Annotated in this window: 31 protein-coding genes; 3 read left to right on the plus strand and 28 right to left on the minus strand. The window is 47.4% G+C overall.

Annotation, left to right across the window (positions count from 1 at the left end; translation table 11 throughout):
* Window positions 1–70: 70 nt before the first annotated feature.
* Together FIM25_RS06455 and tsaA are read right to left on the minus strand one after the other, a co-directional pair.
* Window positions 71–1,174 (minus strand): ParM/StbA family protein, encoded by a 1,104-nt coding sequence (locus tag FIM25_RS06455; RefSeq protein WP_139447503.1) that lies wholly within the window; start codon window positions 1,172–1,174, stop codon window positions 71–73.
* A gap of 468 nt (window positions 1,175–1,642) precedes the next feature.
* Window positions 1,643–2,356, minus strand: coding sequence for a tRNA (N6-threonylcarbamoyladenosine(37)-N6)-methyltransferase TrmO (gene tsaA, locus FIM25_RS06460; protein ID WP_246052049.1), 714 nt, complete (start codon window positions 2,354–2,356; stop codon window positions 1,643–1,645).
* Between the two features lie 273 nt (window positions 2,357–2,629).
* On the opposite strand from tsaA, the gene FIM25_RS06465 reads away from it, so the two are divergent.
* On the plus strand, window positions 2,630–3,280 hold the full coding sequence (locus FIM25_RS06465) for a TIGR04211 family SH3 domain-containing protein (protein ID WP_139447505.1): 651 nt from the start codon (window positions 2,630–2,632) through the stop codon (window positions 3,278–3,280).
* On the opposite strand, the gene FIM25_RS06470 is transcribed toward FIM25_RS06465, so the two are convergent.
* From FIM25_RS06470 to rplM, 7 genes are all read right to left on the minus strand, one after another.
* Window positions 3,281–3,673, minus strand: a complete 393-nt coding sequence (locus tag FIM25_RS06470; protein WP_139447507.1) for a hypothetical protein — start codon at window positions 3,671–3,673, stop codon at window positions 3,281–3,283.
* Window positions 3,674–3,909: 236 nt separating this feature from the next.
* Entirely contained in the window at window positions 3,910–4,695 is a 786-nt protein-coding gene (locus FIM25_RS06475; RefSeq protein ID WP_246052051.1) for a ParA family protein, read from the minus strand.
* A gap of 174 nt (window positions 4,696–4,869) precedes the next feature.
* Window positions 4,870–5,145, minus strand: coding sequence for a hypothetical protein (locus FIM25_RS06480; protein ID WP_139447511.1), 276 nt, complete (start codon window positions 5,143–5,145; stop codon window positions 4,870–4,872).
* Between the two features lie 82 nt (window positions 5,146–5,227).
* Entirely contained in the window at window positions 5,228–5,737 is a 510-nt protein-coding gene (locus tag FIM25_RS06485) for a hypothetical protein (protein WP_139447513.1), read from the minus strand.
* 126 nt (window positions 5,738–5,863) lie between these two features.
* A complete protein-coding gene (locus FIM25_RS06490) occupies window positions 5,864–6,886 on the minus strand; it encodes a type I glyceraldehyde-3-phosphate dehydrogenase (protein ID WP_139447515.1) in 1,023 nt (340 codons plus the stop codon).
* Window positions 6,887–7,006: 120 nt separating this feature from the next.
* Entirely contained in the window at window positions 7,007–7,399 is a 393-nt protein-coding gene (rpsI, locus tag FIM25_RS06495; RefSeq protein ID WP_139447517.1) for a 30S ribosomal protein S9, read from the minus strand.
* Between the two features lie 24 nt (window positions 7,400–7,423).
* Window positions 7,424–7,861: a 50S ribosomal protein L13 gene (gene rplM / locus FIM25_RS06500; RefSeq protein WP_139447518.1), complete on the minus strand. Its 438-nt coding sequence runs from the start codon at window positions 7,859–7,861 to the stop codon at window positions 7,424–7,426.
* 201 nt (window positions 7,862–8,062) lie between these two features.
* On the opposite strand from rplM, the gene FIM25_RS06505 reads away from it, so the two are divergent.
* On the plus strand, window positions 8,063–8,665 hold the full coding sequence (locus FIM25_RS06505) for a class IV adenylate cyclase (RefSeq protein ID WP_179953209.1): 603 nt from the start codon (window positions 8,063–8,065) through the stop codon (window positions 8,663–8,665).
* A 143-nt stretch (window positions 8,666–8,808) separates the two neighbouring features.
* On the opposite strand, the gene FIM25_RS06510 is transcribed toward FIM25_RS06505, so the two are convergent.
* The 17 genes from FIM25_RS06510 to FIM25_RS06590 all read right to left on the minus strand — a co-directional run bounded on the left by FIM25_RS06510 (window position 8,809) and on the right by FIM25_RS06590 (window position 23,828).
* A complete protein-coding gene (locus FIM25_RS06510) occupies window positions 8,809–9,372 on the minus strand; it encodes a bactofilin family protein (RefSeq protein ID WP_139447522.1) in 564 nt (187 codons plus the stop codon).
* Between the two features lie 113 nt (window positions 9,373–9,485).
* Complete coding sequence (locus FIM25_RS06515; protein ID WP_139447525.1) at window positions 9,486–11,006, minus strand: M14/M99 family metallopeptidase; 1,521 nt, start codon at window positions 11,004–11,006, stop codon at window positions 9,486–9,488.
* Window positions 10,972–11,817 (minus strand): bZIP transcription factor, encoded by an 846-nt coding sequence (locus FIM25_RS06520; protein WP_179953210.1) that lies wholly within the window; start codon window positions 11,815–11,817, stop codon window positions 10,972–10,974. Before FIM25_RS06520 ends, FIM25_RS06515 begins: the two co-directional genes overlap by 35 nt.
* Window positions 11,784–13,091 carry a L,D-transpeptidase family protein gene (locus tag FIM25_RS06525; protein WP_179953211.1) on the minus strand — a complete coding sequence of 436 codons (1,308 nt, stop codon included), beginning with the start codon at window positions 13,089–13,091 and terminating at the stop codon, window positions 11,784–11,786. The genes FIM25_RS06520 and FIM25_RS06525 overlap by 34 nt, the downstream gene beginning before the upstream one ends.
* A gap of 199 nt (window positions 13,092–13,290) precedes the next feature.
* Complete coding sequence (ruvB, locus tag FIM25_RS06530) at window positions 13,291–14,331, minus strand: Holliday junction branch migration DNA helicase RuvB (RefSeq protein WP_139447531.1); 1,041 nt, start codon at window positions 14,329–14,331, stop codon at window positions 13,291–13,293.
* The gene (gene ruvA / locus FIM25_RS06535) at window positions 14,321–14,968 is read right to left on the minus strand and encodes a Holliday junction branch migration protein RuvA (RefSeq protein WP_139447533.1); all 648 of its coding nucleotides are present in this window, start codon (window positions 14,966–14,968) and stop codon (window positions 14,321–14,323) included. Before ruvA ends, ruvB begins: the two co-directional genes overlap by 11 nt.
* A 27-nt stretch (window positions 14,969–14,995) precedes the next feature.
* Window positions 14,996–15,502 carry a crossover junction endodeoxyribonuclease RuvC gene (locus tag FIM25_RS06540; protein WP_342774330.1) on the minus strand — a complete coding sequence of 169 codons (507 nt, stop codon included), beginning with the start codon at window positions 15,500–15,502 and terminating at the stop codon, window positions 14,996–14,998.
* Window positions 15,474–16,337 (minus strand): tol-pal system protein YbgF, encoded by an 864-nt coding sequence (gene ybgF / locus FIM25_RS06545; RefSeq protein ID WP_139447535.1) that lies wholly within the window; start codon window positions 16,335–16,337, stop codon window positions 15,474–15,476. The genes FIM25_RS06540 and ybgF overlap by 29 nt, the downstream gene beginning before the upstream one ends.
* 69 nt (window positions 16,338–16,406) lie before the next feature.
* Complete coding sequence (gene pal, locus FIM25_RS06550; protein ID WP_246052053.1) at window positions 16,407–16,994, minus strand: peptidoglycan-associated lipoprotein Pal; 588 nt, start codon at window positions 16,992–16,994, stop codon at window positions 16,407–16,409.
* Between the two features lie 16 nt (window positions 16,995–17,010).
* The gene (gene tolB, locus FIM25_RS06555; RefSeq protein WP_139447536.1) at window positions 17,011–18,357 is read right to left on the minus strand and encodes a Tol-Pal system beta propeller repeat protein TolB; all 1,347 of its coding nucleotides are present in this window, start codon (window positions 18,355–18,357) and stop codon (window positions 17,011–17,013) included.
* 11 nt (window positions 18,358–18,368) lie between these two features.
* Window positions 18,369–19,238: an energy transducer TonB gene (locus FIM25_RS06560; protein WP_179953212.1), complete on the minus strand. Its 870-nt coding sequence runs from the start codon at window positions 19,236–19,238 to the stop codon at window positions 18,369–18,371.
* A complete protein-coding gene (locus FIM25_RS06565) occupies window positions 19,238–19,654 on the minus strand; it encodes an ExbD/TolR family protein (RefSeq protein WP_139447540.1) in 417 nt (138 codons plus the stop codon). The genes FIM25_RS06560 and FIM25_RS06565 overlap by 1 nt, the downstream gene beginning before the upstream one ends.
* The gene (gene tolQ / locus FIM25_RS06570; protein WP_139447542.1) at window positions 19,654–20,352 is read right to left on the minus strand and encodes a protein TolQ; all 699 of its coding nucleotides are present in this window, start codon (window positions 20,350–20,352) and stop codon (window positions 19,654–19,656) included. Before tolQ ends, FIM25_RS06565 begins: the two co-directional genes overlap by 1 nt.
* A 210-nt stretch (window positions 20,353–20,562) precedes the next feature.
* The gene (groL, locus tag FIM25_RS06575; protein ID WP_139447544.1) at window positions 20,563–22,215 is read right to left on the minus strand and encodes a chaperonin GroEL; all 1,653 of its coding nucleotides are present in this window, start codon (window positions 22,213–22,215) and stop codon (window positions 20,563–20,565) included.
* Between the two features lie 127 nt (window positions 22,216–22,342).
* Window positions 22,343–22,636 carry a co-chaperone GroES gene (groES, locus tag FIM25_RS06580; RefSeq protein WP_139447546.1) on the minus strand — a complete coding sequence of 98 codons (294 nt, stop codon included), beginning with the start codon at window positions 22,634–22,636 and terminating at the stop codon, window positions 22,343–22,345.
* Window positions 22,637–22,889: 253 nt separating this feature from the next.
* A complete protein-coding gene (locus tag FIM25_RS06585; RefSeq protein ID WP_139447548.1) occupies window positions 22,890–23,135 on the minus strand; it encodes an FmdB family zinc ribbon protein in 246 nt (81 codons plus the stop codon).
* A gap of 150 nt (window positions 23,136–23,285) precedes the next feature.
* A complete protein-coding gene (locus FIM25_RS06590) occupies window positions 23,286–23,828 on the minus strand; it encodes a hypothetical protein (RefSeq protein WP_139447550.1) in 543 nt (180 codons plus the stop codon).
* 141 nt (window positions 23,829–23,969) lie between these two features.
* Here FIM25_RS06590 and FIM25_RS06595 point away from each other — a divergent pair, with 141 nt between their 5' ends.
* Window positions 23,970–24,065 (plus strand): 30S ribosomal protein bS22, encoded by a 96-nt coding sequence (locus FIM25_RS06595; RefSeq protein WP_139447551.1) that lies wholly within the window; start codon window positions 23,970–23,972, stop codon window positions 24,063–24,065.
* 67 nt (window positions 24,066–24,132) lie between these two features.
* Here FIM25_RS06595 and hflC read toward each other — a convergent pair whose 3' ends face one another.
* On the minus strand, window positions 24,133–25,119 hold the full coding sequence (gene hflC, locus FIM25_RS06600; protein ID WP_139447553.1) for a protease modulator HflC: 987 nt from the start codon (window positions 25,117–25,119) through the stop codon (window positions 24,133–24,135).
* A complete protein-coding gene (gene hflK / locus FIM25_RS06605) occupies window positions 25,116–26,168 on the minus strand; it encodes an FtsH protease activity modulator HflK (RefSeq protein ID WP_139447555.1) in 1,053 nt (350 codons plus the stop codon). Before hflK ends, hflC begins: the two co-directional genes overlap by 4 nt.
* Between the last annotated feature and the right edge of the window lie 409 nt (window positions 26,169–26,577).

Raw genomic sequence — 26,577 nt, forward strand, 5'->3', positions numbered from 1 at the left:
ATCCTGCCATAAAGCAGTACCTGCATTATCCTTAAATAAAAAATCCCCATGAAGTCCCCTTACCACCGGACTATGATCTTCCAGCAGCACTGGAGGGAGTTGCAGAAGATTCTGCAGCTGCTGAAGCAGGGACAGCAGTAGCAGAAGGCAAAGGAACAGGAGTTTTCCGCCATTTGCTCTTCCCGAAACGAAGATATCCGTCCACATTATAGAATCTTGGATCTGTAACCTTTTCAAGCGTCGGCAACACGGGAATTTCAAGTTTAGGAGCAAGAAAAGAAGAAAGTGCCTGACTCCCGCCTCCCGTCAGAATAACCCCGTGCATATCCCATTCATCGGACCAAAGGCGTCCAATTTCACCCGCAAGCTCTTCAGCCGCCCTTGCAAAAACCCGATCCCTGAGATTAGCAATATGATATTCTTTACCCCGAATCTGTATGGTCCCCTTTTCCACGGCCTCATACAAACGATACAGTTCCACCTGCACACCGGATTCCCTTTTGAGCTTTTCTGATATGGCCATAAAGCTTCGGGACATGCCCATATCCACCGTTGAGCTGCTGCGTTCGATATAGCTCATACGATCAAAAACAAGAAAATCCGTAGTTCTGAACCCTATATCCACCACACCTATTTTTTTATCCGCCATTCCCCGGTTGACAAGGCGACCATTTTCATCCATGAGAAGACCAAAAACCGTACCCAGGGGCTGTGGCATAATCTGTACCCCATTAATAGTCACATCACGGCTTTCACGACTCCCGTCCGGCCAGTGATACACAAGCTGATGCTTACCGGACATGGCTTTTATCATTTTTTCATAGTCCTGCTTTAAAAAAACAACGGGAAGACCTGTCACGACATTGAGCGTGATACCCTCTTCGGCAAAAAGACCAGCTGCCGTAAGTGAAAGAACCGGCAAAAAATCTTCCAGAAGGCGTTCCTGATCCAGCGTAAATTGCCTGACGGAAGACTGGGCAATGGCAAAATCACCAATAAAATACCCCTTACCATCCACACTTACGTGGAGATTATCCACAATCTCCTTGTTGCCAAGACCGGTGGAGAACTGAATGTCAGTAGTTTCTCCCAAAACCGATTTAAAACATAAAGACTTGCGGCCGTTGGTAACTTTTGTGAATCCAAATCCAACATCAATACCGATGATCTCCATGACAGACTTCCTCCTTGGGGCCTCCGTTAAAAGACAGGGTCTTTTTCAAGACCCCTGCAGGTGCCCGGCTGGCCACCTTATTTCCTTTGCCTATCAAAAAGCAAAAACCGGACCATAGCCTCACTAAAAGTGTATTTGTAATTATTCAGAACAGTTTATTCCGAACTGCCAATGCTATAGTTGCAGCAGCTTCGTACTGTTGCAAGGCTCCGTGGCTGTTTGCAAGTGACATTGCAATCGTTTCGGATCAGAGCTTTGTCCGGCACTCAAGATCCCTAAGCACTTTTGCTCCCGTAAGGGGCTTGGGCCTTTCAGCTTGAGTGCCGGATTGCGTCACGGCAAATAGCCTGGGGCCTGTGCACCTATACTCTATGCGGTCCGTCTGAACAGCCAAAAACAGCGGCACACTGTCAAAAAATCGCCGGTCTGCCAGAAAACAAACAGCCCATAAAGGGTATTCAATCCGGCTTAAAGAGGAAAAAGCTCTGTCACCTCTACACCTTGCTCCCTGAAAAACCACCGCACCTCATACCCGGCTATCTTTGTTCCAAAAGGGCCGGATCTTCTGGAATAAGCTGGCCGAGGGTCCATGGAGAGAATTTCAGAAATCAGAGGCCTTAAATCCCGTCTGCCGGCAAGGACATCGGCCCGGCACTGTGCATGAACGGCCGGACTGAAATATACATCCAGGCAGGATTCCGGACAATCCACAGCAAAGCCTCCTGATGCCCCCTCAACAGCATCTCCATAGGGAAGATAGGGCTTGATATCTAAAACAGGTGTCCTGTCCACAAAATCTCCGCCAGAGACAAAAAGCACCACACTACCATCATTTACCGAAACCCTGTCAAGCCTGACCACAGAAAGACCTATGGGATTAGGGCGGAAAGGGCTCCGGGTGGCATAAACTCCCATACGTCTGTTTCCTCCCAGCCGTGGCGGTCTCACGGTGGGCTTCCAGCCTGCTCCCAGATGGGCATGAAAAATAAAAAGAACCCAGATATGGGAAAATTTTTCCAGTCCCCGAACAGCCTCCTCCGAAGCATATTCAGGCCGCAAATGGATTTCAGCAAAGGCAGAAGGCGCAAGGCCAGCCTGCCTTGGAATCCCGAATTTTTCAAGAAAACAGGAATGAACCTCACCAATGGCATCAAAAGAAAAATTTCCCTGCGTCATTTCCATAAAATAATCACGTTTTTTTTCCTGCGAAAAAGTCTATGTCAGGGGACAGCAAAAGCCAGACGGCCATGATCCAGATTTACTTTTCCTTCATTTCCAGCTATAAAATCCTATCAGAATAGCCACATGGCCCTGTCCATAGTTGTCATGGCTTGCGCCCTTACTTATACACTCCGGAAAGGCTGACTGAAAAATATATCTCTGGCAGAACACAAACAAAGAAACCCTTTTCCAACAATTTCCTGCGAGCAGGTTTTCCCACAAGGACCGGATTTCATGCGTTACTCTTTTTTTCTTTTATTTTTTTTCCTTTTCGTCCCAGGTCTTCCCTCTTCCCTTCACGCAGAGCAGGCCTATGTGACAGACTCCCTTGAAATAAGCGTCCGTAGAGGCCCCACCACCGCTCACAGAATCCTGCGCTTCATTGAATCCGGACACCCTGTAAAAATACTGGAAGAAAATGATGGATGGTCCCATATTCAGACCCTTGACTCAGCCTCCACAAAGGGATGGGTATTAAGCAGATACCTGACCCGGAAACTTCCGCTCAGAATACAGGTTCTTCAACTTGAAGATGAAAACCGTAACCTGACAGAACGGTTTACCAGCACCTTCGATGCACTGGAAAAAGTGGAACAGGAGCGCATGCATCTTAAAGAAGCCCTTGCCCAAAGCACTGATCTTCTAGATGAAACCCAAAAAAAACTTGAAGAGATTATCAGAGACTCCGCAGGCTACCTTAACCTCAAAGAAAAAGCAGAACACCTCGAAAAAGAAAGAGATACTCTGCTCCATGAAAATATAGCCCTACGTACACAAACCCGTAACCAGGCCCTGCTCATTGGAGGAAGCCTCGTGTTTGGCGGACTTTTCCTCGGTTTTTTCTGGGGCCGCAGGCAGAAAAGATACTCAAGCCGCCTTCTCTGATCAGGCCTGAATCCGCAGATATCTGCGAACCGTAAGAATCCTTTTTTCCATATGTTCAGGAGTACGGATTCCGGATAGTGTCATCATTTCAGAAGCCGCTTCAAGGGGATTTTCATTCTGCCTTTCAAGGGAAAGCCTGAACCAGAGTGGAAGCACAAGCTCCATCTGATGGATAAGGACTTTAGCATGCAACCGCAGTCCGTCTATCCTTGAAATATCCACCTTGTTTAAAACATCTTTTCTTGAACTTCTCTCAATAATTTTAAGATCCGCAGCTATCTTTTTTTTGAGTTTTCTATACTGAAATACAGGAGATATAATGAACCGGGTTAGAATATAACCGAAACTTCCCAGAAAAAAACCAACTAAAACACCCCAGACAACACTATCCATACTTAAAACAAACCTTTCCTGAACTATAGCATGCAAGACATTTAATTAATATACACCTTAATTATAAGGTGTGTCCATCTTCCGTTAACATAAATCGATTGTAATCAATGTTTTCGAACTCGTTTTACAATCCCGGCTAAAAACTCAGCAAGACATTGATTTTGTAAATCATTAACCAAACCATACCAGCAATACCTGTACACGACCAAAAATATAAACACTGAAAAAAACTTTTTTTAAGAAAGACAACAGTATAAAGCTTCAAACTCCTGGCTCAGCTTATGCTTTGGATCGAAATATACCATAGGCTGCCCTGCAAAATGAGACTCACGAATTTTTATGGATGAAGAAATATATGCGGGAAAAACAGGATACCCCTCTTCCTTTACCATAGCCACGGCCTTTGCCGGAAAACTTGCCCTCGCCTGAAAATGATTGATAACCACGCCCTCAATATGAAGACTCTCGTTATGATCTGCCCGTATTTCCTCAATACCCCGGGCAAGGGTCTGCAAGGCATACTGGCTGAAAGTGTCACAATCAAAGGGAACAAGGCAGGCATCCGCAGCAATCAGAGCAGATCGGCTGAAAAAATTCAAAGCAGGCGGTGTATCCACATAAATCTCATCAAATCCTTCCAGACGCCGTAATGCTTCCTTTAATTTGAACATTTTATACCGACTTTCCAGCTTAGGTCCCATCTCCTCCAGATCCGGACTGGCAGCGGCAAGGAAAAGGCCATCAAAGGGAGTGGCATGGATTACGGATTCAAAATTTTTCGAAGGAAAAAAACTCACATAAAGATGATCTTTAAAAAAGTCGGCAATTCCTGTATTCGGAACACCACTGCTTCCCGAAAGATACTGGGAAGCATTACACTGACTGTCCAGGTCCACCACAAGAACCTGTTTTCCCCTGCTTGCGGCCACAGCGGCCAGATTACAGGCAATGGTGGACTTCCCCACTCCCCCCTTCTGGTTAAAAACCACACGGATCATCAGGCCTCCTGATTTCAGGGACACAATCTCAATTTTCCCTAGATTATATCCCGGATAATTTCGTAACCATAAAATACCTGTCCTGCCCCTGCACAATATACTGAATTCTTAGCTCCTACACTGAGCAGCAGCTCCTTTCAACCAGACGATGCCCTGACAGCGCTCTCTCAGTATATTCATTTTTCATTACAAAATAAATCATAGAATACCTTCCCTGCGAATCCACTCCCTGTCTCTCTCCAAAAATACTGGATCTGCCTTACGCTGCCATTGTTCATCCCTCGTAAAAAAAGAGCGGTCATTTTGTCTCCACCGGACCTCAGGGTTCTTATCTTTCTTCTGCCAGTTTTTATCTTCCCCGTGAAAGGCCCTGTCCCGCAAACGCCATGCAGGCGGTTCCTCAGCATATAAAGAAACAGGCGCAAGCAGTCCCACCAGAAAGACTACCAGTATGGCGGATTTCCACAGTGTCATATGTCCGTCCTAGCATAATGCCTGATCCGTTTTACCAGCCCGCCCCGCAACAGCGGATGCATGTCCTTAAAAAACCATGGGTTCAAAACATATCCAGAATCTTTGCCTTCTCTTCCTGCAAACGGTTTTGCTGACGATCATTAAACCAGAGGGCCATCTCCTTGCCTGTATACAAAACCCTGGGATAGCCCTCATCGGTTTTATCCATCAGAATTTTTGTTCTTTCCGTCTCCCAAATCCATCGAGACTGATCTTCTGATTCTGTTTTTCCAGCCCCATATTTACTTTCCAGTACCTGCCTGATTTTTTCTTCTCCGTAGGAAGAGTTTTGTGTAAAAACGTATCTTGCTTCCAGCAGCCTGTTTTCCACAAAACGATACCTCAAAAAAACTTCCTGATCCAGCAGCCAGATCCTATAAGCCAGATATGGACCTGACACCGGCTCCGGAACATTTTTCTCTGCCGCCATTACGGCAATTTTTCCCATTCCCCAGCGTACCAGACGAAAATCAGGAGGCCCAGCCATAGACTCCTGAGTCAGCATCAAGGCAGAGATAAAAATAATCATCAGTAAATATGGAGTTCGAAGCATGGGCAATTCCCGGCATCGCTGGTAGAATAAATCCGGATAAGAACATCCGGTACAAACGATTCATGGGAAATATATCGGACAAAACTAAAAAAACTAAAGTACAGCCAAAGAGCAGACAATCCTGTTTCAGCCAGGATCAGTTCCTTGCCCAAGAACAGCAGCTGTGTCCAGCATACGATTGGCATATCCCCACTCATTATCAAACCATGCCATGACCGTTACGAGATGTCCTCCTGCCACGCGGGTCTGTGTCCCATCCACAATGGCAGAACGGGCATCATGATTGTAGTCACAGGAAACCAGCATATCCTCCCCATATCCCATCACATGGGGCTTTTTACATGCAGCCTCTTTTAAAATTACATTGACACCTTCTCTGTCCACAGTCTTTTCGACCCTTGCGGTCAACTGCATCAAAGAAACATTCATGGTAGGTACTCGAAGACTGACCGCCTGAAAACGGCCTTTCAGATGGGGGAAAATCCGGTCAAGGCCACGGGCAAGACCAGTTTCCACCGGAAGAATGGAATAACCAGCACTTCTTGTACGTCGAAGATCCCCATGGTGATAAGCATCAATCACAGGCTGGTCATTCATCATGGCATGGGTTGTCGTAATAACACCGGAAACAATACCCAGAGACTGATCCAGAGCATGGATCAGATGACAGATACAATTTGTAGTGCAGGATGCATTGGAAACAACAGTTTCATATCCGGACAGGCTTTTCTCATTCAGACCAAAAACCACGGTGGCATCCACATCCGGAGCTGCTGGACAGGAAAAAAGCACTTTCTTTGCGCCACAGGCCTTATGGGCTTCTGCATCCTGCCTGCTAATCCAGTGCCCCGTGCATTCCATTACAAGATCCACCCCCAGCCTGCCCCATGGCAAACCTTCTATGGTGGATTGTCGGGTCACTGTAATGATATCATCTTCGACAAAAAGCGCATCTTCATCAAAGCCCACTGTACCTGAAAACCGGCCATGGGTGGAATCATAACGGGTAAGGTGAGCCATAACGGAAATATCCGCAGGCTCGTTAATGGCCACAATACGCAATGATCTATCACCGGAAGACTCATAAAGGGCACGGAGTACACATCGCCCGATTCGGCCATATCCATTGATTGCAATCCTTATGGTCATGGTTTCTCTACACCTTGAAAAGGTTCAGGGCAGGGACCTGAGCACCTGCCCCAAAATCAAAAAAGGCAGACCTGATGGCCCGCCTTTTTTAAGTAAAACAACAATTGCTGAAATATAAAATTAGCGCTTGGAAAACTGAAAACGTGCACGGGCAGCGCGCTGACCATACTTTTTACGTTCTTTGGCCCGGGCATCACGGGTAATAAAGCCGGCTTTTTTCAAAATAGCCCGAAGCTCTGGTTCCGCCTCCACAAGGGCCTTGGTAATACCATGCCGGACAGCACCAGCCTGACCGGAAATACCACCACCCTTAACGGTTACCGTAACATCATAGCGATCCGTTCTTTCCGTAATGGAAAGGGGCTGGCCAAGAATCAGACGGTGGGTATCAATTCTGAAATAATTCTCAACTTCCATGCCGTTGACCACAATTTTACCGGATCCTGGACGAATCCAAGTGCGGGCCATGGAGGTTTTACGTTTTCCAGTAGCGTAAAAACTGTTTTGTTCCATATGAATACTCCGGATATCTTCGGGTTACTGCAGTTTAAGTTCTTCCGGCTGCTGCGCCGCATGGGGATGCGTCGGACCGGCATATACATGCAATTTCTTACGGAGCGTACGGCCCAGACTGTTTTTGGGCAGCATACCCCGGACAGCAAAACGCAGAAGATCTTCAGGTCGTTTTTCCCGAAGCTTTTCTGCGGTTATGGATTTGAGATTACCCGTATAGCCGCTGTGACGGTAATAGGTCTTATCTGCCCATTTTCTACCCGTCAGACGGACCTTTTCAATGTTCACAACCACAATGGAATCCCCAGTATCCACATGGGGAGTATAAAGGGGATTGTGCTTCCCACGGATGCGGGCCGCCACCAGAGATGCCAGACGACCAAGGACCATATCCTCTGCGTCAATGACCCACCACTTTCCCTGGTTGTCTTCTTTTTTTGCACTGTAGGTATATTTTTTCACCGCTGTCACTCCCGATTAAAATAACAAAATTTCCTATACATTTTAAGGAATTCCGTCAATGGAAAAAACCATTTATCTTCGGAAACGGGGCAATCCAAAGATTGACGAAAGACCCGTGCCCGGTTAAACAGGCACATAAAAAAAGCAGGTCACCGGCCTGCCCATAACTGCTGTATTAACCCGATTCACGGAGAGCATCTTTTGGAAAATGACCTCGAAATCGAAGTGAAATTCTATATATCAGAGCCTTTGGAGTTCCGCAACCGGATTCTTTCAAAAAATTCCATCTCCCAAGGCAGGGCCTTTGAAAAAAATATTCTTCTGGATACACCGGATCTGCAATTAAGAAAAAAAGGGGTGCTGCTGCGTCTGAGACAGACTGACACCTGTACCCTAACCGTCAAAAGCACTCCCCGTATAAGACAGGATGGAGAATTCAAAGTGCTCAGGGAAACAGAAACCAGCATTGGAGATTTTGATAACGCAGAAAAAGCCTTTACAACCCTAGGCTTTACACACAAAACAATCTATGAAAAATTCAGGGAAACCTTTCTGCTCCAACAGGTGGAAATCTGTCTGGACGAACTGCCCTTTGGTTTTTTTGTAGAACTCGAAGGGGAAAAAACAGCCATCCGGGAAGCTGCAGACATCCTGGGACTTCAATGGGATCAGCGTATTACCCTCAGCTATCGCGCCCTTTTTGAAAGTCTGGCTCAGCACCACGGATACAACTTTTCTGATATTACCTTTGCCGCCTTTGCCAATGCAGATGCAGATATCAATGCAATTCTCAATGGCCCATAAGCATTCAGCATATTTTATTTCAACTTCCAATAACTGCCTGACAGATGCACAGACACCTTACAACAGCACAAAGATGCTGCAATTACAGCATTGGAATTTCAAAATAAATTGCGCTGAATACTTACGTAAAAAGGAGAAACAGTTCAAAGAACCTGTCGGATTTTATCGTCTTTCTCCTTAGGCTTATCTTCCTGCATCTTTCCATGCTTGTTTTCCTTTGGCTTTTCTTCCAGCAACCCTCTCTCATCTTTTCTTTCCCGGGTACAGGTCACTTCGGCATTAAGAATGCCTCCGCTCTCCACCACAAGATCCTTGCAGGTCACAGTCCCGGCACATTTACCCGTGGCAAGGATCACCACCCGCTCCCGGGCCTGAATATTTCCTTCGAAAATACCACCAATGGTCAACTCTTCCACGGTGGCATCACAATAAACCCTTCCCTCTTCAGCAATAACAACGCTTGCTCCGGCGATGGTACCCTTCACCATCCCTTTAATCACCAGCCGTCCCTTTGCATTGAGAACGCCTTCCACCCGAAGGTCACTGTCAATAATTGATAAATTTTTTACCTTGCCCACCTGTATTCTCCTTTGATTCCCGGCTGAAAGGGAGGGCACCAAGGCCCCGGAAACAGAGCTGGCCCCTTCTCCATCCTTCTGGTCCCGGGCCATATTCTTAACAAACAAACGATGCCACATCTCTTTCATGGTGCCCTCCTCATCGTCCTGCAGCAAATTCTGACATGGCAGAATCCGGTACAAGGGCGACCAGATACAAAAAGATTTCCGTTGACCGTTCTTGATCCATTATAAACAGACCTTTAAGGATCTACAGCATCCTGTCCGGAAACAGCTCCTGTAACCAGACGAATCCTGAAGCCACCAATTCTTTCTCCCTTAAGTGAAGTCTCCACCGGATAAATTTTCCCCCCGTGACCTTCGGAGTAGCGAATCCAGAGATCCTTTGCCGTGTCAATGGGATACCCCCGGTCCTCCCCTGTATTCACATCTACATCCGGCGGCACAAAACCCTTAAAATTCACCACAAGGTCCACAGGATCAATAACACCGGATTCAACCTTAACAATTTCAAAAACAGCGCCATGGGGCACATCCAGAAGGCTGCCATCTTCGATCCACATCAGGTCTCTGTTTATACGGACCTGATAATAAAGGCCTTCTCCTTCGGGCTTACTGACGGCATAATCCGGCTTAACTTTTTTTTCTACGGGCAAAACAGCCACTGAACCACAGGGCTCGTGATCCTTAAAAACACGAATCCGTGCAGGCTTTTCAATCACAAGTGCTTCACCCAAAAGGTTTTTACCCTCAAAACCGTCCATGCGTACGGAAAAACCCCTGGAATAATTTGCCGCGACATGGGAAACACGAATGACAGTCCCTAAGGGAACCTCAAGAACCTCATTCTTACCCACCACAATGGGAGGTGAGCCTTCCATCTCAATAATCAGATAATCCAGTACCGGAGACTCCGTCCGCACATAAGGATATTCCGGAATAATATCAAGATATTCCATAAAGGCATTAATTGCATAAATATGGTGTTTTATTTTTTCTTCAAGCACAAGGGACTTGCTGGTCTCCACACCAAAGGCAGGAATACCATGCCGGGTCAAGGCATAAAAAGTTGCTGAACTCCGCTGTTCTTTGTGGGGTGAGTCCTCTTCAAGGGTTCGGTGGTTATTGAAATGAAAATGATGCAGATCATTTGCAATCTGCAGGTTAATTTTATCCACAACAAACCCTGCGATGGAAGCAAGATCCAGAAGAGCCCCGTCTTTTCCAGGGTAAAGGGCAGCGTCGGCAATCAGAGACTGTCCATATCTCAAAGGATTCCGTTCCTGAGAAATCCACACCGGCGAATAAAAACCTGATCCGTCATGAAGATTTAAGAGAAGATCACTTTCTCCCATCAGAGCCTTTAGAATTTCCGCCACCCTGATCTCATAGGTATCCTGCCTCACTGCTTCTCCAAAACTGCGATTCATGTCCATATGTATCTGTCTGCGGTATTCCAGAATGGCAGAGAAGTTGGCCCTTGGAACAAGAATAAGATTGCCCTTTTCAAGGGCCATGTCCACATAATGGTCCGCAGCAAGAAAAGCTCCTGGCTCATCTCCCTGGATACCACCGATAACCATCAGGGTTTTTCCTTCTTTTTTCCCGCAGATACGGTAAACATCCAGAGGATATTCCGTGTCTGCGAACCAGGTCCGCACCCCACAATTGGCAGCAGCAACCTGAACCCATAATACAAAAAGAAAGAACATACCAAAAAACAGACAATTACGGATTATCGACAACTTCAAAGTCTTCAACATGCATCAGTGCTCCGGCTTCATTAAATACAAAAATACGATTAGCCTGAAAGAGATCAGGGTCCAGATGCCCGAAACGCAAGCGGACGTCCTTAAAATTGCGGATGGAAAAAAACTGACCCCGCTTAGGATCCATGGGCCTTCCATTCTGCACTTCCATGGCAGGCGATGCAGGATAAAGGAAAGAGGGCTCCTTTGGTATCAGAACCGATACAATGTAGCCTGAAACAACGGCATCGTTACGGATATTCCGGATGTTAAAAGAAGCACCATAGGTCTCACCCCGGATACCTGCCCGATAACTGTCAAGGGTCACCATGGGAAAGGCTATATCAACTTCGGGAACCGGAGGAGCGCCGGTTAGTTCCGGGGGCATTTTCTTCGGCTGTATAACTTCAGGAATCGATACCTCCCCTTGCTCCGAAACACCCCATACCTTAGACCAGCTGTCCTCTTCCCCAAAGTAGGTGTCAGGATTTTCCAGGGTAATTTCAAGGGAAGCCACCCTGGCCATCAATCGTTTATTTTCCCGTTGTAAAGCCTGTATTTCCTGCTCAAGCCCGCCATAAAAAGCATATTTATCACCAAAATCCCATTCCCATTTGAACAGATACAAGGCTCCGGAAATCATCAGCAGCATGAAAAAAACAAAGCCGACAGCCATGGCCAGCCCCCACCCAAGGTGCAGGCGCAGCACACGTCCCCGACTTCCCACCAGAAGAAAGCTCCACTTTTCCCGCGGCGAACTTTCCATGGATGGCAGTTTCGAATGCTCGTTTTTCAACCTTCCCAAATCTCTCTGTAAATCTTCCATCGCCCGTCCTCACGTATCAGGTCAAGCCGCTTACGGCCCCGGGTTTCAAAACCACTGGACTCGTACTTCTGTACAAAACGTACTTCCGCCCTTCCTGCTCCCCGCATGCGGATATCCAGAGGCCCTTCCCGTTTTACACGGATATAATCATACTGGCGGTTCAAGCCATCCTTATATCGAAGCCATGCCCGTCGATTCCGGCCCTGAGAACGGAAACCTTCTGCATAGAACGCACCATAAGGTTCTATTTTCTGGCTGGACCAGGCCGTAAGCCAGTCATCCACCATGCTTGCAATAAGAACCTCTGCATTCCAGTCCTTCCCAAAAGAGCTCAGGCCTGCCATTAAAGGGTCACCCACAGGTATGAACGATTCGGGGGCTGCCAACCAGGGATCCCCGACTATCTTCATATCACCCCTTGAATCCGGCTCCAGATAAAGAAGCCTTGTCCCAAGATTTTTACTTGTTTCTCCTGCCTTTACAAAAAGATCAAATATTCCCGTAACCCGGTTATCCACACGGAAAAGATCCAGCTTCTGAACAGAAAAAGTAAAATCCATGCTCTGAGCTTCAAGCTCTTCCCTTAACAGCATCCAGTCAGGCCACCAGGAAATATCCGGGAGAAAATCTACAGAATACACAGAAAGATAGGCATGGTAGGATTCTCCTCTGAGCGCATTTTTCCAGTCATGAATCAGCTTCTTTAAATTTTCAGCTTCCTTTTCCTGTGGATATGCCCCATGGAAACCAAGATTTTCGACGATAATCATGGGAGTCCTGAGAAGCCTTATGTCCCTTTTCATGGCATCCAGGTTATGGTTTTCAAGGGCCACACAGCCATTGCTGTCCATGGGTCGCAGGGCTTTATTGGTTCCATGGAGCCAAATGGCATTGCCGGTTCTGCCTTCCCTCTGATCCATAAAATTTGGATAATCAATGGGAAAGGCACCTGTTCCATAAATCGGAGCCAGAAAGCGCTCTTCATACTCAGTCAGAAAAAAATAAACCCCTTCCGGAGTTTTTCTGTCCCCTTCAAGACGTTTATCCCCTGCAGCCTCACCGGTGGAGCATGGAAAGTTGTGCCTTGAATAAAGAAGATCATTTTCATCTTTACCATACACCCACAACCGCTGTGTCGCCTTTTCTACCACAACAGCCGTAAAGGGACGTGACTCTGTATAGATAAAAACATCCGGAACCTGTGCATGAACAAAAAAATTTACTGCAAAAAAAACGGAGCATAATCCCAGAAAAAACACCTTCACGTACCGCATAGAATATATGTTTCCCCACCACCTATGGTATTTATTCCAAGTCATGGGCACAAAACCCTGACACCTCACCGATAACAACTTCCGTCTTACATCAAACCAGTGCGACATTGTTTAAAAAACGTAACTGTTCAGCACAGTTTCTTTTAAAACTCCAAGGCTGTTTGCAAGTGACGTTACAATAGTTAGTGCCTGTGCATCTTTAACAGGGTTCGCCAAGCCCTAGATGAGCATAGGCTGGAGCCCCCAGACGTCGCCCCGCAGATGTCCGGATCACAAATCCTGTCTTGAGCAGATAAGGTTCCACTACATCCACCAGCGTATCACTTTCTTCCTGCAAAGTTGCAGCAATGGCTTCAATCCCCACGGGACCTCCGGCATAAAAATCCAGTATGGTCCGCAGATAGCGCCGGTCCAGAGGCGTCAGTCCCATGGCATCAATTCCTTCCAGAGCCAGGGCCTCATGCACCGTGACGGCACGAATTTTACCATCTCCACGAACCTCGGCATAATCCCGTACCCGCTTCAGAAGACGGTTAACAATCCGTGGCGTCCCACGACTGCGTTTTGCCAGCATTTCAGCACCTTCACGAAGTACCGGAATTCCCAGAAGAGTTGCAGAGCGCAGGGCAATACGTACCAGATCCGCTTCATTATAAAAATCAAGGCTTCTGAAAATTCCAAACCGATCCCGCAAGGGAGCAGACAGAAGGCCCACCCTTGTGGTTGCCCCCACCAGAACAAATCGGTTCAGGCGGTATCTGTGACTACGCGCATGCACACCCTTGTCAAAGACAAAATCTATGGCAAAATCTTCCATGGCAGAATAAAGAAACTCTTCCACAGTCCTTGGCAGCCTGTGTATTTCATCAATGAAAAGAAGGTCTCCATCGGCAAGATGGGTAAGAATTCCCACAAGGTCTCCGGCCTTTTCCAGGGCAGGTCCCGAAGTAAGGGTCAGGCGTCCAGCCATCTCATTGGCAATAATATGGGCAAGGGTTGTTTTTCCAAGGCCGGGGGGCCCATGCAAAAGAACATGTTCCAGGGGTTCTCCCCTTTTTTGGGCCGCAGTAATGGCAATTTCAAGGGTTTCTACGGTTTCAGACTGACCTACATATTCCTGAAGACGGGTTGGACGCAGGGAAAGATGTGCTTCCATCTCTTCTTCGGGTTTTTCTTCCGGACTCATCACACCCCGAACGCCAGATGAATACAGAAGGGGGGAACCGGATTCATCTGCCATTACTGCCTCCCGGCATATTGCCCCTAAGAATTTCTTCCAGCAGATCCTCAGGGCTGCTTATCTCAGGGCAACGCTTCAAAGCCGAATGAATCAGTTTCTCCGCTTCCATGGCTTTATAACCCAGCTGATCCGTCATCACATGAATTACAACTGGAATCAGATCCTTTGCGTAAACCTCTGAAGCAGCGACTGTTTTATCCTCTTTGGTAACAGCAAAATCGAGAAAACGTTCCGCCTTTCCCCCCAATGTTGCGACAATTTTCTGGGCTGTTCGTTTTCCAATACCCTTAAGGGTAGAAAGACCTTTTACATCTCCTGCTTCAATCAGACGGGCAATCTCTGAAACAGGTTGGGTAAAAGCCTTGGCAGCTTTAACTGGTCCTATGTCTTCCACAGTAAGAAACATCTGAAAGAACTCTTTTTCTTTTTCAGCATGAAAACCTATAAGGACAGGACGGGGCTGGCGTTCTGTCTGATAATAGTAGACATGAAGAGCCAAGGGCGTACCTGCTTCCTTCTCCTTCAAGGCTTCCAGAACTACAGCCGGAAGAAATATTTCATACCCCACCTGCTGCACAAGCAAAAGAATACGATCTTCTTCCTTTTTAAAAAGGGTGCCTTCCAGATAGGCAATCATAGAACTCCAAATTATTTTTTCCCGTTATCATGAAAAACGGAACAGGCCAATAAGGGCAAGGGCAAGAGCATCGGAAGCATGATCGGGACGAATGGCGCCTTCATGGCCCAGGGCATGACGCACAGCCCTTTCAAGTTGATTTTTAGAGGCACTGCCACTGCCAGTCAGCACCTTTTTAGCTTCCCGCACAGCCACCTCCCGCACCAGAACTCCCTGCTGACATCCAGCCAGCAGTAAAACCCCTGTCACCTTACCCAGCATAATACCGGAACGGGGATACTCCCTCAGGGAAAAAATATCTTCCACAACCATCAGATCAGGTTTTTCTCCTGTCAAAAGTTCCGATACCTGCCCATAGATTTTATTCAGCCGCTCAGGAAGAGCTGCTTCCTTGGATGTTTCTATACAGCCAAAGGAATAACTTGATATAGTGGTTCCCCTCCCCCGGACCAGACCGATGCCTGTCCTTGCAAGGCCAGGATCCAATCCCAGAATCGTTACCATCTCATAATTGCCGAAGCTTTCTCTGGGCAATAAGGGACTCACTGGAACCCGGATATTTACGAAGCAGTTCTTCCAGAATCAAACGTGCATTGGCCTTTTGTCCCAGCTTTTCAAAGGCAAAACCCTGCTTGAGAAGTGCCGAAGCCACCTTATTGCCTTTGGGATAATTATCAATGACTTTCTGGTATTCCAGAATTGCCTTTTCATACCAGTTTTCACGATAATAAATGTCACCTATCCAGAACTGTGCATTATCCGCCAGCTTTGCATCGGGAAAACGTGCCAGAATTTCATGAAATCCATCACGGGCTTTTTCCAGCAGACCATTGTCAAAAGCCTGTTTTGCCTCAGCATAAAGGGTATCCAGATCCGCAGGTGCATCGGGTTTATCCCCTTTTTTTTCAACGATTGCAGCTTTTTTACCCTCCACAGCCTCCGCTGAAGATTCAAATCCCACATAATCTGCCATATGCTGCATCCGGCCGGAGAGGGTCATCAGGCTGTCCTTTAAAAAGGCAAGCTCCTCCGCAATAAGATTCCGTTTTTCCGTAACACCCTGCGTCCGGAAAGAGCTTTCTTCCATACTCCCCTGTAGTTCCTGAATGGCAAGCCTCATATGATCCATTTCCGAACGCATACGGGCAAAGGAGGATCTAAGATCCTGCTCCTGAGCTGTCATCCTTGCTTCCAGCTCTCCCATGCGGCCAACAACATCATCCTCCATATGCAGCCTGGATTCACGATATTCTTCCATCTTCCGGATGCGGTCATCCATGTCGATCATCTCATGCCGTGTCGCACAACCGACAAAAAATAAGGCCGCAGCAACAAAAATCCAGATACTGCACCCATTGGCTTTTATCATAGATTTTTCCCCAAAAAAACATCCGGAGCTACCCTGTCAGGGATAGCCCGGATGCCTGAGAGTCATGCTTTATCGGATAACAAACTGAGCCCGACGATTTTTTGACCATGCGGCTTCATTCTGAGCAGGATCCAGGGGACGCTCTTCTCCATAGCTGATGGTGGCAATACGGGCATCAGCAATGCCACTGTCCACCAGATACTGCTTTACACTACGGGCGCGTCTGTCTCCCAGGGCAAGGTTATACTCCCTTGTTCCCCTCTCATCACAGTGACCCTCAACGCTGATTTTTACTCCGGGATTATTCCTCAGCCATGCCACCTTGGCATCCAGCACCTTCATGGCTTCTGAAGTCAATGCGAAGCTGTCAAATTCAAAATGAACATGCTGATTAAGAAAGGCAGCCTTTTCTTCCGCCTTTTTCTTTGCTTCGGCCTTTTCCCTTTCAAGGCGCTCTGCTGCAATGCGTGCTTCCTCGGCTTTCCTTGCTTCTGCTTCAGCAGCAAGGCGCGCAGCTTCTTCTTCCTGTCTCAGCTGCTCAGCCATTTCCTGCTCCGCCAGATCAGCACCTCCGGTTTTACCGGCACAGGATGCCAGCACCATCACACAGGGAACCGCCAGAACCAGGCCAAAACGAACCCACGATTTCACAGACATACATCCTCCTTTATTACTATTCAAAGCGTACAGGTTTCAACGACCATCTCGGCGTAGTCTGAGCGCCGGGCATGGACAACAAACGACGCTGATCTGTTCCGTAGGCAGTCATGACATAAAGATTGAACACACCTTCTCTGGAAGATGTAAACGCAATCAGGCTGCCATCTGGTGACCAGGTCGGATCTTCATTATCTCTGGAATTCTGTGTCAGCTGAACAACCCTCTGCCCATCAAGATCCATGCGGTAAATATTGATTCCCTCGCCCCTGCGCATCCCCACAAAGGCCAGATTCCTGCCATCGGGTGAAAAAGCAGGCGAGGTATTATAGTTACCCTCAAAGGTCAGCCTTTGAACCCTTCCGGATTCCATATTCTTCAAATAAATCTGGGGAGATCCCGATCGCCTGGACACAAAAGCCATTTGTTTTCCATCGGGAGAAAAGGCGGGAGATACATCAATATCCCAACTATGGGTTAATTTCTTAATAACTTTCCCATGACCGGTCAACAAATAAATATTCTGATGCCCTTCAAAGGAGAGGGTAGCAGCCAACTGAAAAGCACCCGGAACCCAGGCCGGAGTAATGTTCAAGCCGGGCTTGGAAACATGAACACCGCGCCCTCCATCCAGATGCTTAATGAAAAGATCCGGATTGCCTTCTCTGTAGGAAGTGTAGGCCAGCCAGTTCCCGTCGGAAGACCATGCCGGTGAAAGGGCTATACTCTGATCCCTTGTAATCTGCCGCACCCCTGTGCAATCATAATCACAGATATAAATTTCTTTATGCCCTGTGGTATCCGACACAAAAGCCAGACGGCTTTCATAAAGACCCTGACGTCCGGTTACCTGAAACAGAACCTCACTGGCAAAAAGCCTGAACATCCTGCGGAAATCCGATACCGGCCCCCGATAACGCTTACCCACCACAAGACTTTCCTGAATCACATCAAAAAGCCTGCACTCCATTTCCAGTTGACCATCCCCGGCCAGGACAAGACCTATACTGGTAAGAAGTTCCACTCCCTGTTTTTTCCAAATGGAAAAATCGATTTTAGATGCCACAATACCATCCAGCGTTGGAAAACCCGGCTTATCATGGGCTGACTGCACCATAAAATAACCTGAAAAATCCACAGCACCGGCAAAGTATTCCCCACCTTTTTCACCCACATCCCGCAGAGTTTCCTGTTCTCCGGAAAATACAAAAGCCGGTATGGCAATGGGAATTTTACGCAAAAAAGGAGCCTGAATATCAATAATGGGAATTTCATCCATGGAAAATGAAGGACATGGAAATATAATCAGAAGACCCAGAATCAAAGTAAAAGCTGCCGCACAACTCCAGTTTTTCTTTTTCATGCCATTCCCTGTCACAGATCCACCCCTTTATCCGTAAAACGAAAACCAATGGCTATACGCTCATCGGACAGGGCCTCGGGAAAAGGCTGAAAAGGCTCAGCCTTCAGTATGGCCCTGCGTGCTGACTCATCAATGTGCCTGTTTCCGGAAGATTGCTGTAACCTGAGGTTTCTTACACGACCTTCCCGGCTAATTTCAAAAACCACAACAGCTCCCTGATCAGAACGGCCTGAACCTGCATAGGCCCAATTCTGCTGAACCCTATGTGCAGCAAGGGAAATATATAAATCCCTGGCTCGCCCAGCTGCTGCCCCACCTGAACCTTGTGTACCAGCTGGCCCTGCACCTCTGCCCGAAGGGGCTTCTGCAACCTGACGTTCAAGATTCTCAAGAGCTTCCTGTAAAGCCACTGGTCTTCCTTCTTCCACCTTCCTTGCCATATCTCCCAAAGCAGAATCCAACAGGCTCCGATGGACTTCTTCCGCCGAGGGACGGGATCTCTGGGGTACACTGGGTCGCTTCAGTGGAATGGGGTCCTCGGTATGTTTTTTTGAAACCGTTTCCCTCGGCTTTTCTTCAGAAGGCAGACGAAGGGTTTCCGGAGACTTTACCGGCAAAGGCTCAGGCGGAGAAGATGGTCTTGAAACAGCAGGTGATTTCTCAGGAACCGCAGCAGCAGGAGCCTGCGCTGTAACAGGTCCCGAAGAAGAAACCGGGGCCACAAGATCCACCAGCATAGGACTGATCTTCTGGGGAACGGCAACACCAAACCATCTGGGAAACAAAATAGTAGACCCAAAAAAAATAATATGGGCTGCCAGAGATACAGCAAGAAAGAGTCCGAAACGATTTTCCAGACCGGACACCATGCCTGCAACCATCATTTAACCTTATCTCCAATGGGTTGGGTCAACATGCCCAGCCGCGTGACCCCCGCCTTACGCACTCCATTCATCACTTCCACAACCCTGCCGTAGGGCACTTCTGCATCAGCCTTTAAAAGAACCTGGACATCGGGATCCCCGCGAAGAAGGTCTGCCATGCGGTTTTCCAGAAAGCCGGGAGCAATGCGAACATCCTGAATCCATACGACTCCATCCCTGTCCACCACAAGGACGAGAGGATCAGCAGATTCTTCCAATGCCGCAGAATCCACCTGGGGCAGATTAACTTCTTCGCCCTGCTGCAGCATGGGAACCGTAACCATGAACATAATCAGCAATACCAGCATGACATCCACAAAGGGAGTCACGTTGATATCACTCATCATCTCACCATTCTTAAGGCCTCCGGCCATCAGGATTCTCCCGGGATACGGTGAAGATCACGCTCCACCACATTTAAAAAATCCGCAGAAAAATTTTCAAGCTCCGAGCCAATGGTACGTATCCTGTGTAAAAAGGTATTATAGGCAACCACGGCAGGTATAGCCACGCCAAGTCCAATGGCCGTTGCAACAAGGGCCTCTGAAATACCCGGAGCCACCACAGCCAGACTGGCTGACCCCTTTAACCCTATACCGTGAAAAGCCTCCATAATTCCCCATACGGTTCCAAGAAGGCCAATGAAGGGAGCCGTATTTCCACATGTGGCAAGAAAAGACACCAGCTGACCCATCCTGGTAACCTCTGCAGAACAGGTACGGTCCAGCGTTCTCTTTAAAGTATCCAGACCTGCAACACCTGTGCCGCCACCCTGCCCTCCCCCAGCCCTTCCCATGGCATTCAATTCTTTATATCCAGCCCGGAAAAGGCGGGCAGCAGGACTTTCACCCATATGCTTCATTTTTGCATAGACATCCGAAAGACTGGAGCTTTTCCAGAAAAACTCCTGAAAACGAAGGGATTCCTGATAATCACGGCGCAATGAAAAAAATTTTATAAAAATAATCGCCCATGAAACCACAGAGAATAAAAGAAGAACCAGAAGAACAAGCTTTACAACAATACCTGCAGAACCAAGAACAGTCAGCAAATCCAGAGAATCGTGGGCCATAATCACTCCCTAAAAAAAAACGGGGTATCTGCAAAAAAACTGAATACCTCCCAAAATAATGCAATCCAATACCTATAGGACACCGTATGCGCTGTCAAGAAAAGGAGAATCCAGCCCGTGTAATCAAAACAACAAAACCCCTGATATGCACAAAATTACACATCAGGGGTTTAAAAAACAGGTACTCATAAAAGACAAAATATCAGACCATTACATCATGCCACCCATGCCACCCATTCCGCCCATGCCACCCATTCCGGGGGCACCCATTGCACCACCACCGGAATTTTCTTCGGGCTTGTCTGCGATCATGGCTTCTGTGGTCAGCATAAGGGAAGCCACACTTGCGGCATTTTGAAGTGCAAAACGAACCACCTTGGTAGGATCAATAACGCCGGCCTCAATAAGGTCTTCATACACATCCGTTGCGGCATTGTATCCGAAGGCACCTTCCCCCTTCTTTACCTTGTCAATAACAACGGAACCTTCCACACCGGCGTTATTGGCAATCTGACGCAGGGGCTCTTCCATGGCACGCATCACCACACGCACACCCAGCTTGTCTTCGGCCTTGAACTTGGCTTTTTCCAGAGCAGCCATGCAGCGAACCAGAGCTACACCACCACCAGGAACAATACCTTCCTCAACGGCAGCACGGGTGGCATTAAGAGCATCTTCCACCCTTGCTTTTTTCTCTTTCATTTCCGTTTCCGTAGCAGCACCAACGCTGATAACGGCAACACCACCGATGAGCTTGGCCAGACGCTCCTGAAGCTTCTCACGATCATAGTCAGAGGATGTTTCATCAACCTGAGCGCGGATCTGTTTTACACGGGCTTCCAGAGCCGTACGGGAACCTGCACCATCAACGATGGTGGTATTTTCCTTATCAATGGAGATGCCCTTGGCCTTGCCAAGGTCCGTCAGCTGAAGGCCCTCAAGGGTAATACCCATATCTTCAGAAACCACCTGACCACCGGTAAGCACAGCAATATCTTCCAGCATGGCCTTTCTTCTGTCACCAAAGCCGGGAGCCTTTACCGCAGCTACACTCAAGGTACCCCGAAGCTTGTTAACAACCAGTGTTGCCAGTGCTTCGCCATCCACGTCTTCGGAAATAATAACAAGGGGCTTGCCCATCTTGGCAACCTGCTCCAGAATAGGAAGCAGATCTTTCATGTTGCTGATCTTTTTCTCGCTGAGCAGAATATAGGCATCCTGCAACTCGCAGACCATCTTTTCCGTATCCGTAACAAAATAGGGAGAAAGATAGCCCCGATCAAACTGCATCCCTTCAACTACATCAAGGGTTGTCTCCATGGACTTTGCTTCTTCTACGGTGATAACGCCTTCCTTGCCCACTTTCTCCATGGCATCGGCAATAATATTACCAATGGTTTCATCGCTGTTGGCGGAAATAGTACCAACCTGGGCAATTTCACGACGGTCTTTGGTCGGCTTGCTTACCTTGACAAGCTCCTTGATGACAACATCTACAGCCTTATCAATACCACGCTTGATCATCATGGGATTGTTTCCGGCCACCACCAGCTTCTGACCTTCTTCATAGATGGCACGGGCAAGAACCGTTGCCGTGGTTGTACCGTCCCCGGCCATATCGGAAGTTTTAGAAGAAACTTCCTTTACCATCTGGGCACCCATGTTTTCAAACTTGTCAGAAAGTTCAATTTCCTTTGCAACGGTAACACCATCCTTGGTGACCGTAGGGGAACCCCATGACTTGTCAATAACAACATTACGACCCTTAGGCCCCAGGGTTACAACAACTGCATCCGCAAGGGTCTTTACACCTTTCAGCATTTTTGCGCGGGCTTCTTCACCGTAAATAATCTGTTTAGCCATTCTATATCTCCATTCAAATCAAATATGTTTTTTATTGAAGAATCAAAACAGAACCTGAGCAACAGGTCTTGATGGACAAAAACAATGTCAGCATATGTTTTTTAAGTCACCTACAGCTTTTAAAGCCTCAGGCCTCATCCACAATGGCGTACACATCATCCTGGGACATCATCAGAAATTCTTCACCGCCCATTTTCACTTCATTTCCGCCATATTTACTGAAAAGCACCCGGTCTCCCACCTTGATATCCATGGGGATGCGCTCTCCCTTATCATTCATGCGACCGGCACCTACGGCAATAACCGTTCCTTCTGCGGGTTTTTCCTTAACAGTATCCGGAATAATAATGCCACCCTTAGTGGTTTTAGCCTCTTCGGTACGCTTGACAACAATACGGTCAAACAAAGGTCTGATGTTCATTTTGAAATCTCTCCTTTTTAAAAAAAATGGGCAAAAAGTTGATTCATTTGGATTACTCCGGAATCCGGTCATTACTTTAATCACGACCAAAGACTTGTAAAGTGCCATGAAAAAAAAGTACTCTTTTTTTCATCCGTCAGAACAGGAAACAGGCACCATAAAGCCCGACTCCGGGAAATATTAAGACAAAAAAACCGTCACCATTCGATGCAGAACCCTAAAGATTCTCTTAAGGAAGGTCAGACACAGAATTTCATTCCGTATCCGATACAGCGGAAGAAGCACCGGAATCCGATACTGGTGCCGAAGAAGGTGCTTTGTTTCCACCATAATCCGTTACATACCAGCCCCCTCCCTTAAGATGGAAAGTCGTCTGGGACATAACCTTGCGAACAGATCCGCCACAGCCCTGACATGTCGTCAGAGGAGGATCGGATATCTTCTGCAATACATCCATCACCTGTCCACACTGGGCACATTCATACTCATAAATAGGCATGCCACAATCTCCTGATCTAAAAAAAGACACAAAACTTTAAGAAAAAAAGCAGGTATCCCAAAGACAGCTAAAGATAGTCAGTTCTCAGCCCTTGTCAAGAATACATACCGAATAGACAACAAAAGAAATCAAAGAAGCAAGCATTTGAAATCAAAAGACATCCAAGCCAGACCCGCCATTGTCATAAAAAAAAGACCGCACAAGATCCATCCCGGAGACCATAATTTCCGAGGCGATTCTGTCCGTAACCTCCTGAACCTTTTTTTCTTCCTGCATTCGCACTTCCGAAGAAGCTTCAAACAATTGCAGATGCCTTGAAAAACGGACCACATGAACCAGTTCATGCACAAGAATATAAACCAGAAATGGCAATTCAGAGATCTGCCTGTTCTCCCGCAGACAGCGCAGAATGGAACCATCCTGAAGACAGATCCGGTAGGCCGTAAAAACAGAAGCCTGGGTACTCCGTTGCCATGGAATACCTACATAGCGCAACACCTGGGCATAGGCGTGACCTGCATGTTCATGGTCAAAAAGATCCTTTGCCGTCTTCACATCATAGCGCAGGCGCCCCCAGCCCGACGTACTCATTTTATAAAAACCAGCAACGGACTCTTCGGCAACGGGCAGTGCCATATCCAGAACTTCCAGCATCTCACCGGAAAAAAACACTGTTCCTTCACAAAGTTTCATCAACACCTCCCGGGCTGCCATGGTTTTTCCAGAAAATCATATGGACAAGAAGAGCAGCCGCATGCTACTAAAGCAACTTATCGATTCGCCAGAAAGATCGATGAACAAGATTTTTTTTCCTTTCAGACTGGAGGTGATATTTTGGGTAGTGTTATTAAAAAACGCAGAAAAAAAATGCGGCGCCACAAGCACCGGAAACTTTTGGCACGTACACGCCATCAGCGTAGAAAAAAATAATTTTCATGCCTTTTTCCGGCAAAAAAAAAGCACCCGTTTCCGGGTGCTTTTTTTTATACGTCTGCAGTTAACGCTGATTCACGCCCTGCCTGTTCAAAAACCTCATAAAATCTGAATCCGTGGAAAAAACCACAGAGCTGCCTTCCAGGGCTTCCCTGTAAGTCTCAAGTGTTTTCTGATAGGTATAAAAGTTTGGATCCACACCATAGGTATCTCCAAGCAGGCGAACCACCTTTGCATCCGCTGTACCCCGGATCTTCTGGGCTGTCCTGTATGCCTCGGATTCTATAAGCTGCAGCTCCCTTTCCTTATCACCCCGGATCTTGCGGGCTTCCCCCACACCCTCGGAACGGTATTTCTCGGCAATCTGCCTGCGTTCAGCAATCATACGCTTATATACGGATTCACGAACCTGCTCCACGTAGTTGATTCTCTTGATCTTCACATCCACAAGCTCAATACCGAAAACATCCAGCCTGGGCTGGGCCTGAGCCAGAATCTGCTCTGTAATTTTCTCTCTGCCCACACGGATTTCACGGGCTCTTTCATCCCTGGCAAAAGCGGTTCTGTCCCGTTCTTCTTCAATGGTTTCCACTTCACCAAAGGCATCCAGTTCCACCCATGGGTCCATCTCACGGTTAGTCCATCTAACGGATTCCACAAGGGCATTGGATGTCACAAGGTTGCGGATGGCAGGATCAATAATTTCATCCAGACGACCTTTGGCAAGGGAAAAACTGCCAATGGACTGAAAGAATTTCACAGGATCCACAATGCGCCAGCGGGCAAAGGCATCCACATAAATATAAGTTTTATCAAGCGTTGGGATCTGTCCCGGATCTCCGTCCCATGCCTGAAGATTCTTCGGGAAAAAAGTTGCTACCTGCACAAAGGGAACCTTGAACTTCAAACCCGGCTCCACAATGGGATCCCCCACAAGACGGCCAAACTGTGTTATGACAGCCTGCTCCGTTTCATCCACAACAAAAGCCGCAGAATAGGCCAGCAGCAGAACCGCCACCAGAACTGCGCCAATGAGACCTTTCATATTCATTGCTTCACCCCGAGTTCTTTTCCAAGGTTCAGGAAGGGCAGCACATTGCCCTGATCCGAATCGATGATGTACTTATCCTTCAGTGTCGGCAGCAGTTCCCGCATCATTTCAAGATACATGCGACGCTCCGTAACATCCTTTGCACTGACATACTCTGCGTATATACTGTTGAATCTCGCCGCATCACCCTCAGCACGGTTAACCCTGTTCAGGGCATAACCTTCCGCCTCACGAATGACACGTTCCGCTTCACCCCTGGCTGCGGGAACGGCCCGGTTATACTCTTCCTTGGCCTTGTAGATCATCTGCTCCCTTTCCTGGGTAGCCTGATTCACCTCGTTAAAGGAAGGCTGAACAGGTTCAGGAACGTTAGTACGCTTCATCTCTACGGTGACCACATGTATCCCGGATTCCGCCTTGTCCAGCTCCCGCTGAAGAATCTCCCGGGCAGCAATGGCAATCTCCTCACGGGCACTTATAACCTCATTGATACTTCTGTCACCCACCACAAGGCGCATACATGCCTCGGAAAGATCCCTCAGAAGCTGCCTTGGGTCCTGAACCTTAAACATGAAATTGTAAGGATCCCGGATCTGATACTGCACAATCCAGGGAACCAGCGCCACATTGAGATCTCCGGTCAGCATAAGGGCAGCATTTTCCATATCACTGCCAGCAAACCGGCTGCGGGCATCCATATTTTCCCTGTACCCGAATTCTTCCTTGTAAACCAGCCGGACCCTCACCTTGTTTACGGTTTCAATTCCCGCAGGCAGCTTGAAGTTCAAGCCGGGTTCCGTGATCCTTGCAAATTTTCCAAAGCGCTGAACAACCCCAACCTCGGAAACACCAATGGTGTAAAACATGGTAGACCCCATGAGAACAGCAATGGCCACCAGAACAATAAGCCACAGACTTCCGGGTACCTTCATGTTTTTCAACTGTTCCACCATTTCATCCACCTGAGGTGGCTTTCCTGCGCCACCACCACCAGAACGACGCTCGTTCTGCTGCTGTTTGTCCCTGAGCTTATCCCAATCCCAATTCATATGTGCATCTTCCTTCCAAAAGGTTTAAATATCCCCAAAGGGGGCACAACCCTTAACCGTTTCCAACCAAAAAAACCATCCTTAAATTCAAATGGTTAAAAAAACCAACTTTCATTTCACCATCAAAAAAACACTCTTGTTTTAATTGCTTTTTCCAAATTCAGAACAAAAGACCACATCCTCCCTTCTAATTATTTCCTGCCTGCTTTCTTCATGTGGTTCAAGAAAAAAGCAGTTATGGGTATGAGCAAACAGATTTAATTTATGAATATTAAAAATAGCGGAAGATAAAAGCAAAAAGTACATTATTACAAAATAAAATGCAAAGGTTTCCAAGTCAAGAAAAATACAAAATACATCCACTGACCCCTTACAGACATCCAATGGATTGACAAGCAGCTTTTTTACA

Origin of the sequence: Desulfobotulus mexicanus, from assembly GCF_006175995.1 — a bacterium.
Lineage (GTDB): Bacteria > Desulfobacterota > Desulfobacteria > Desulfobacterales > ASO4-4 > Desulfobotulus > Desulfobotulus mexicanus.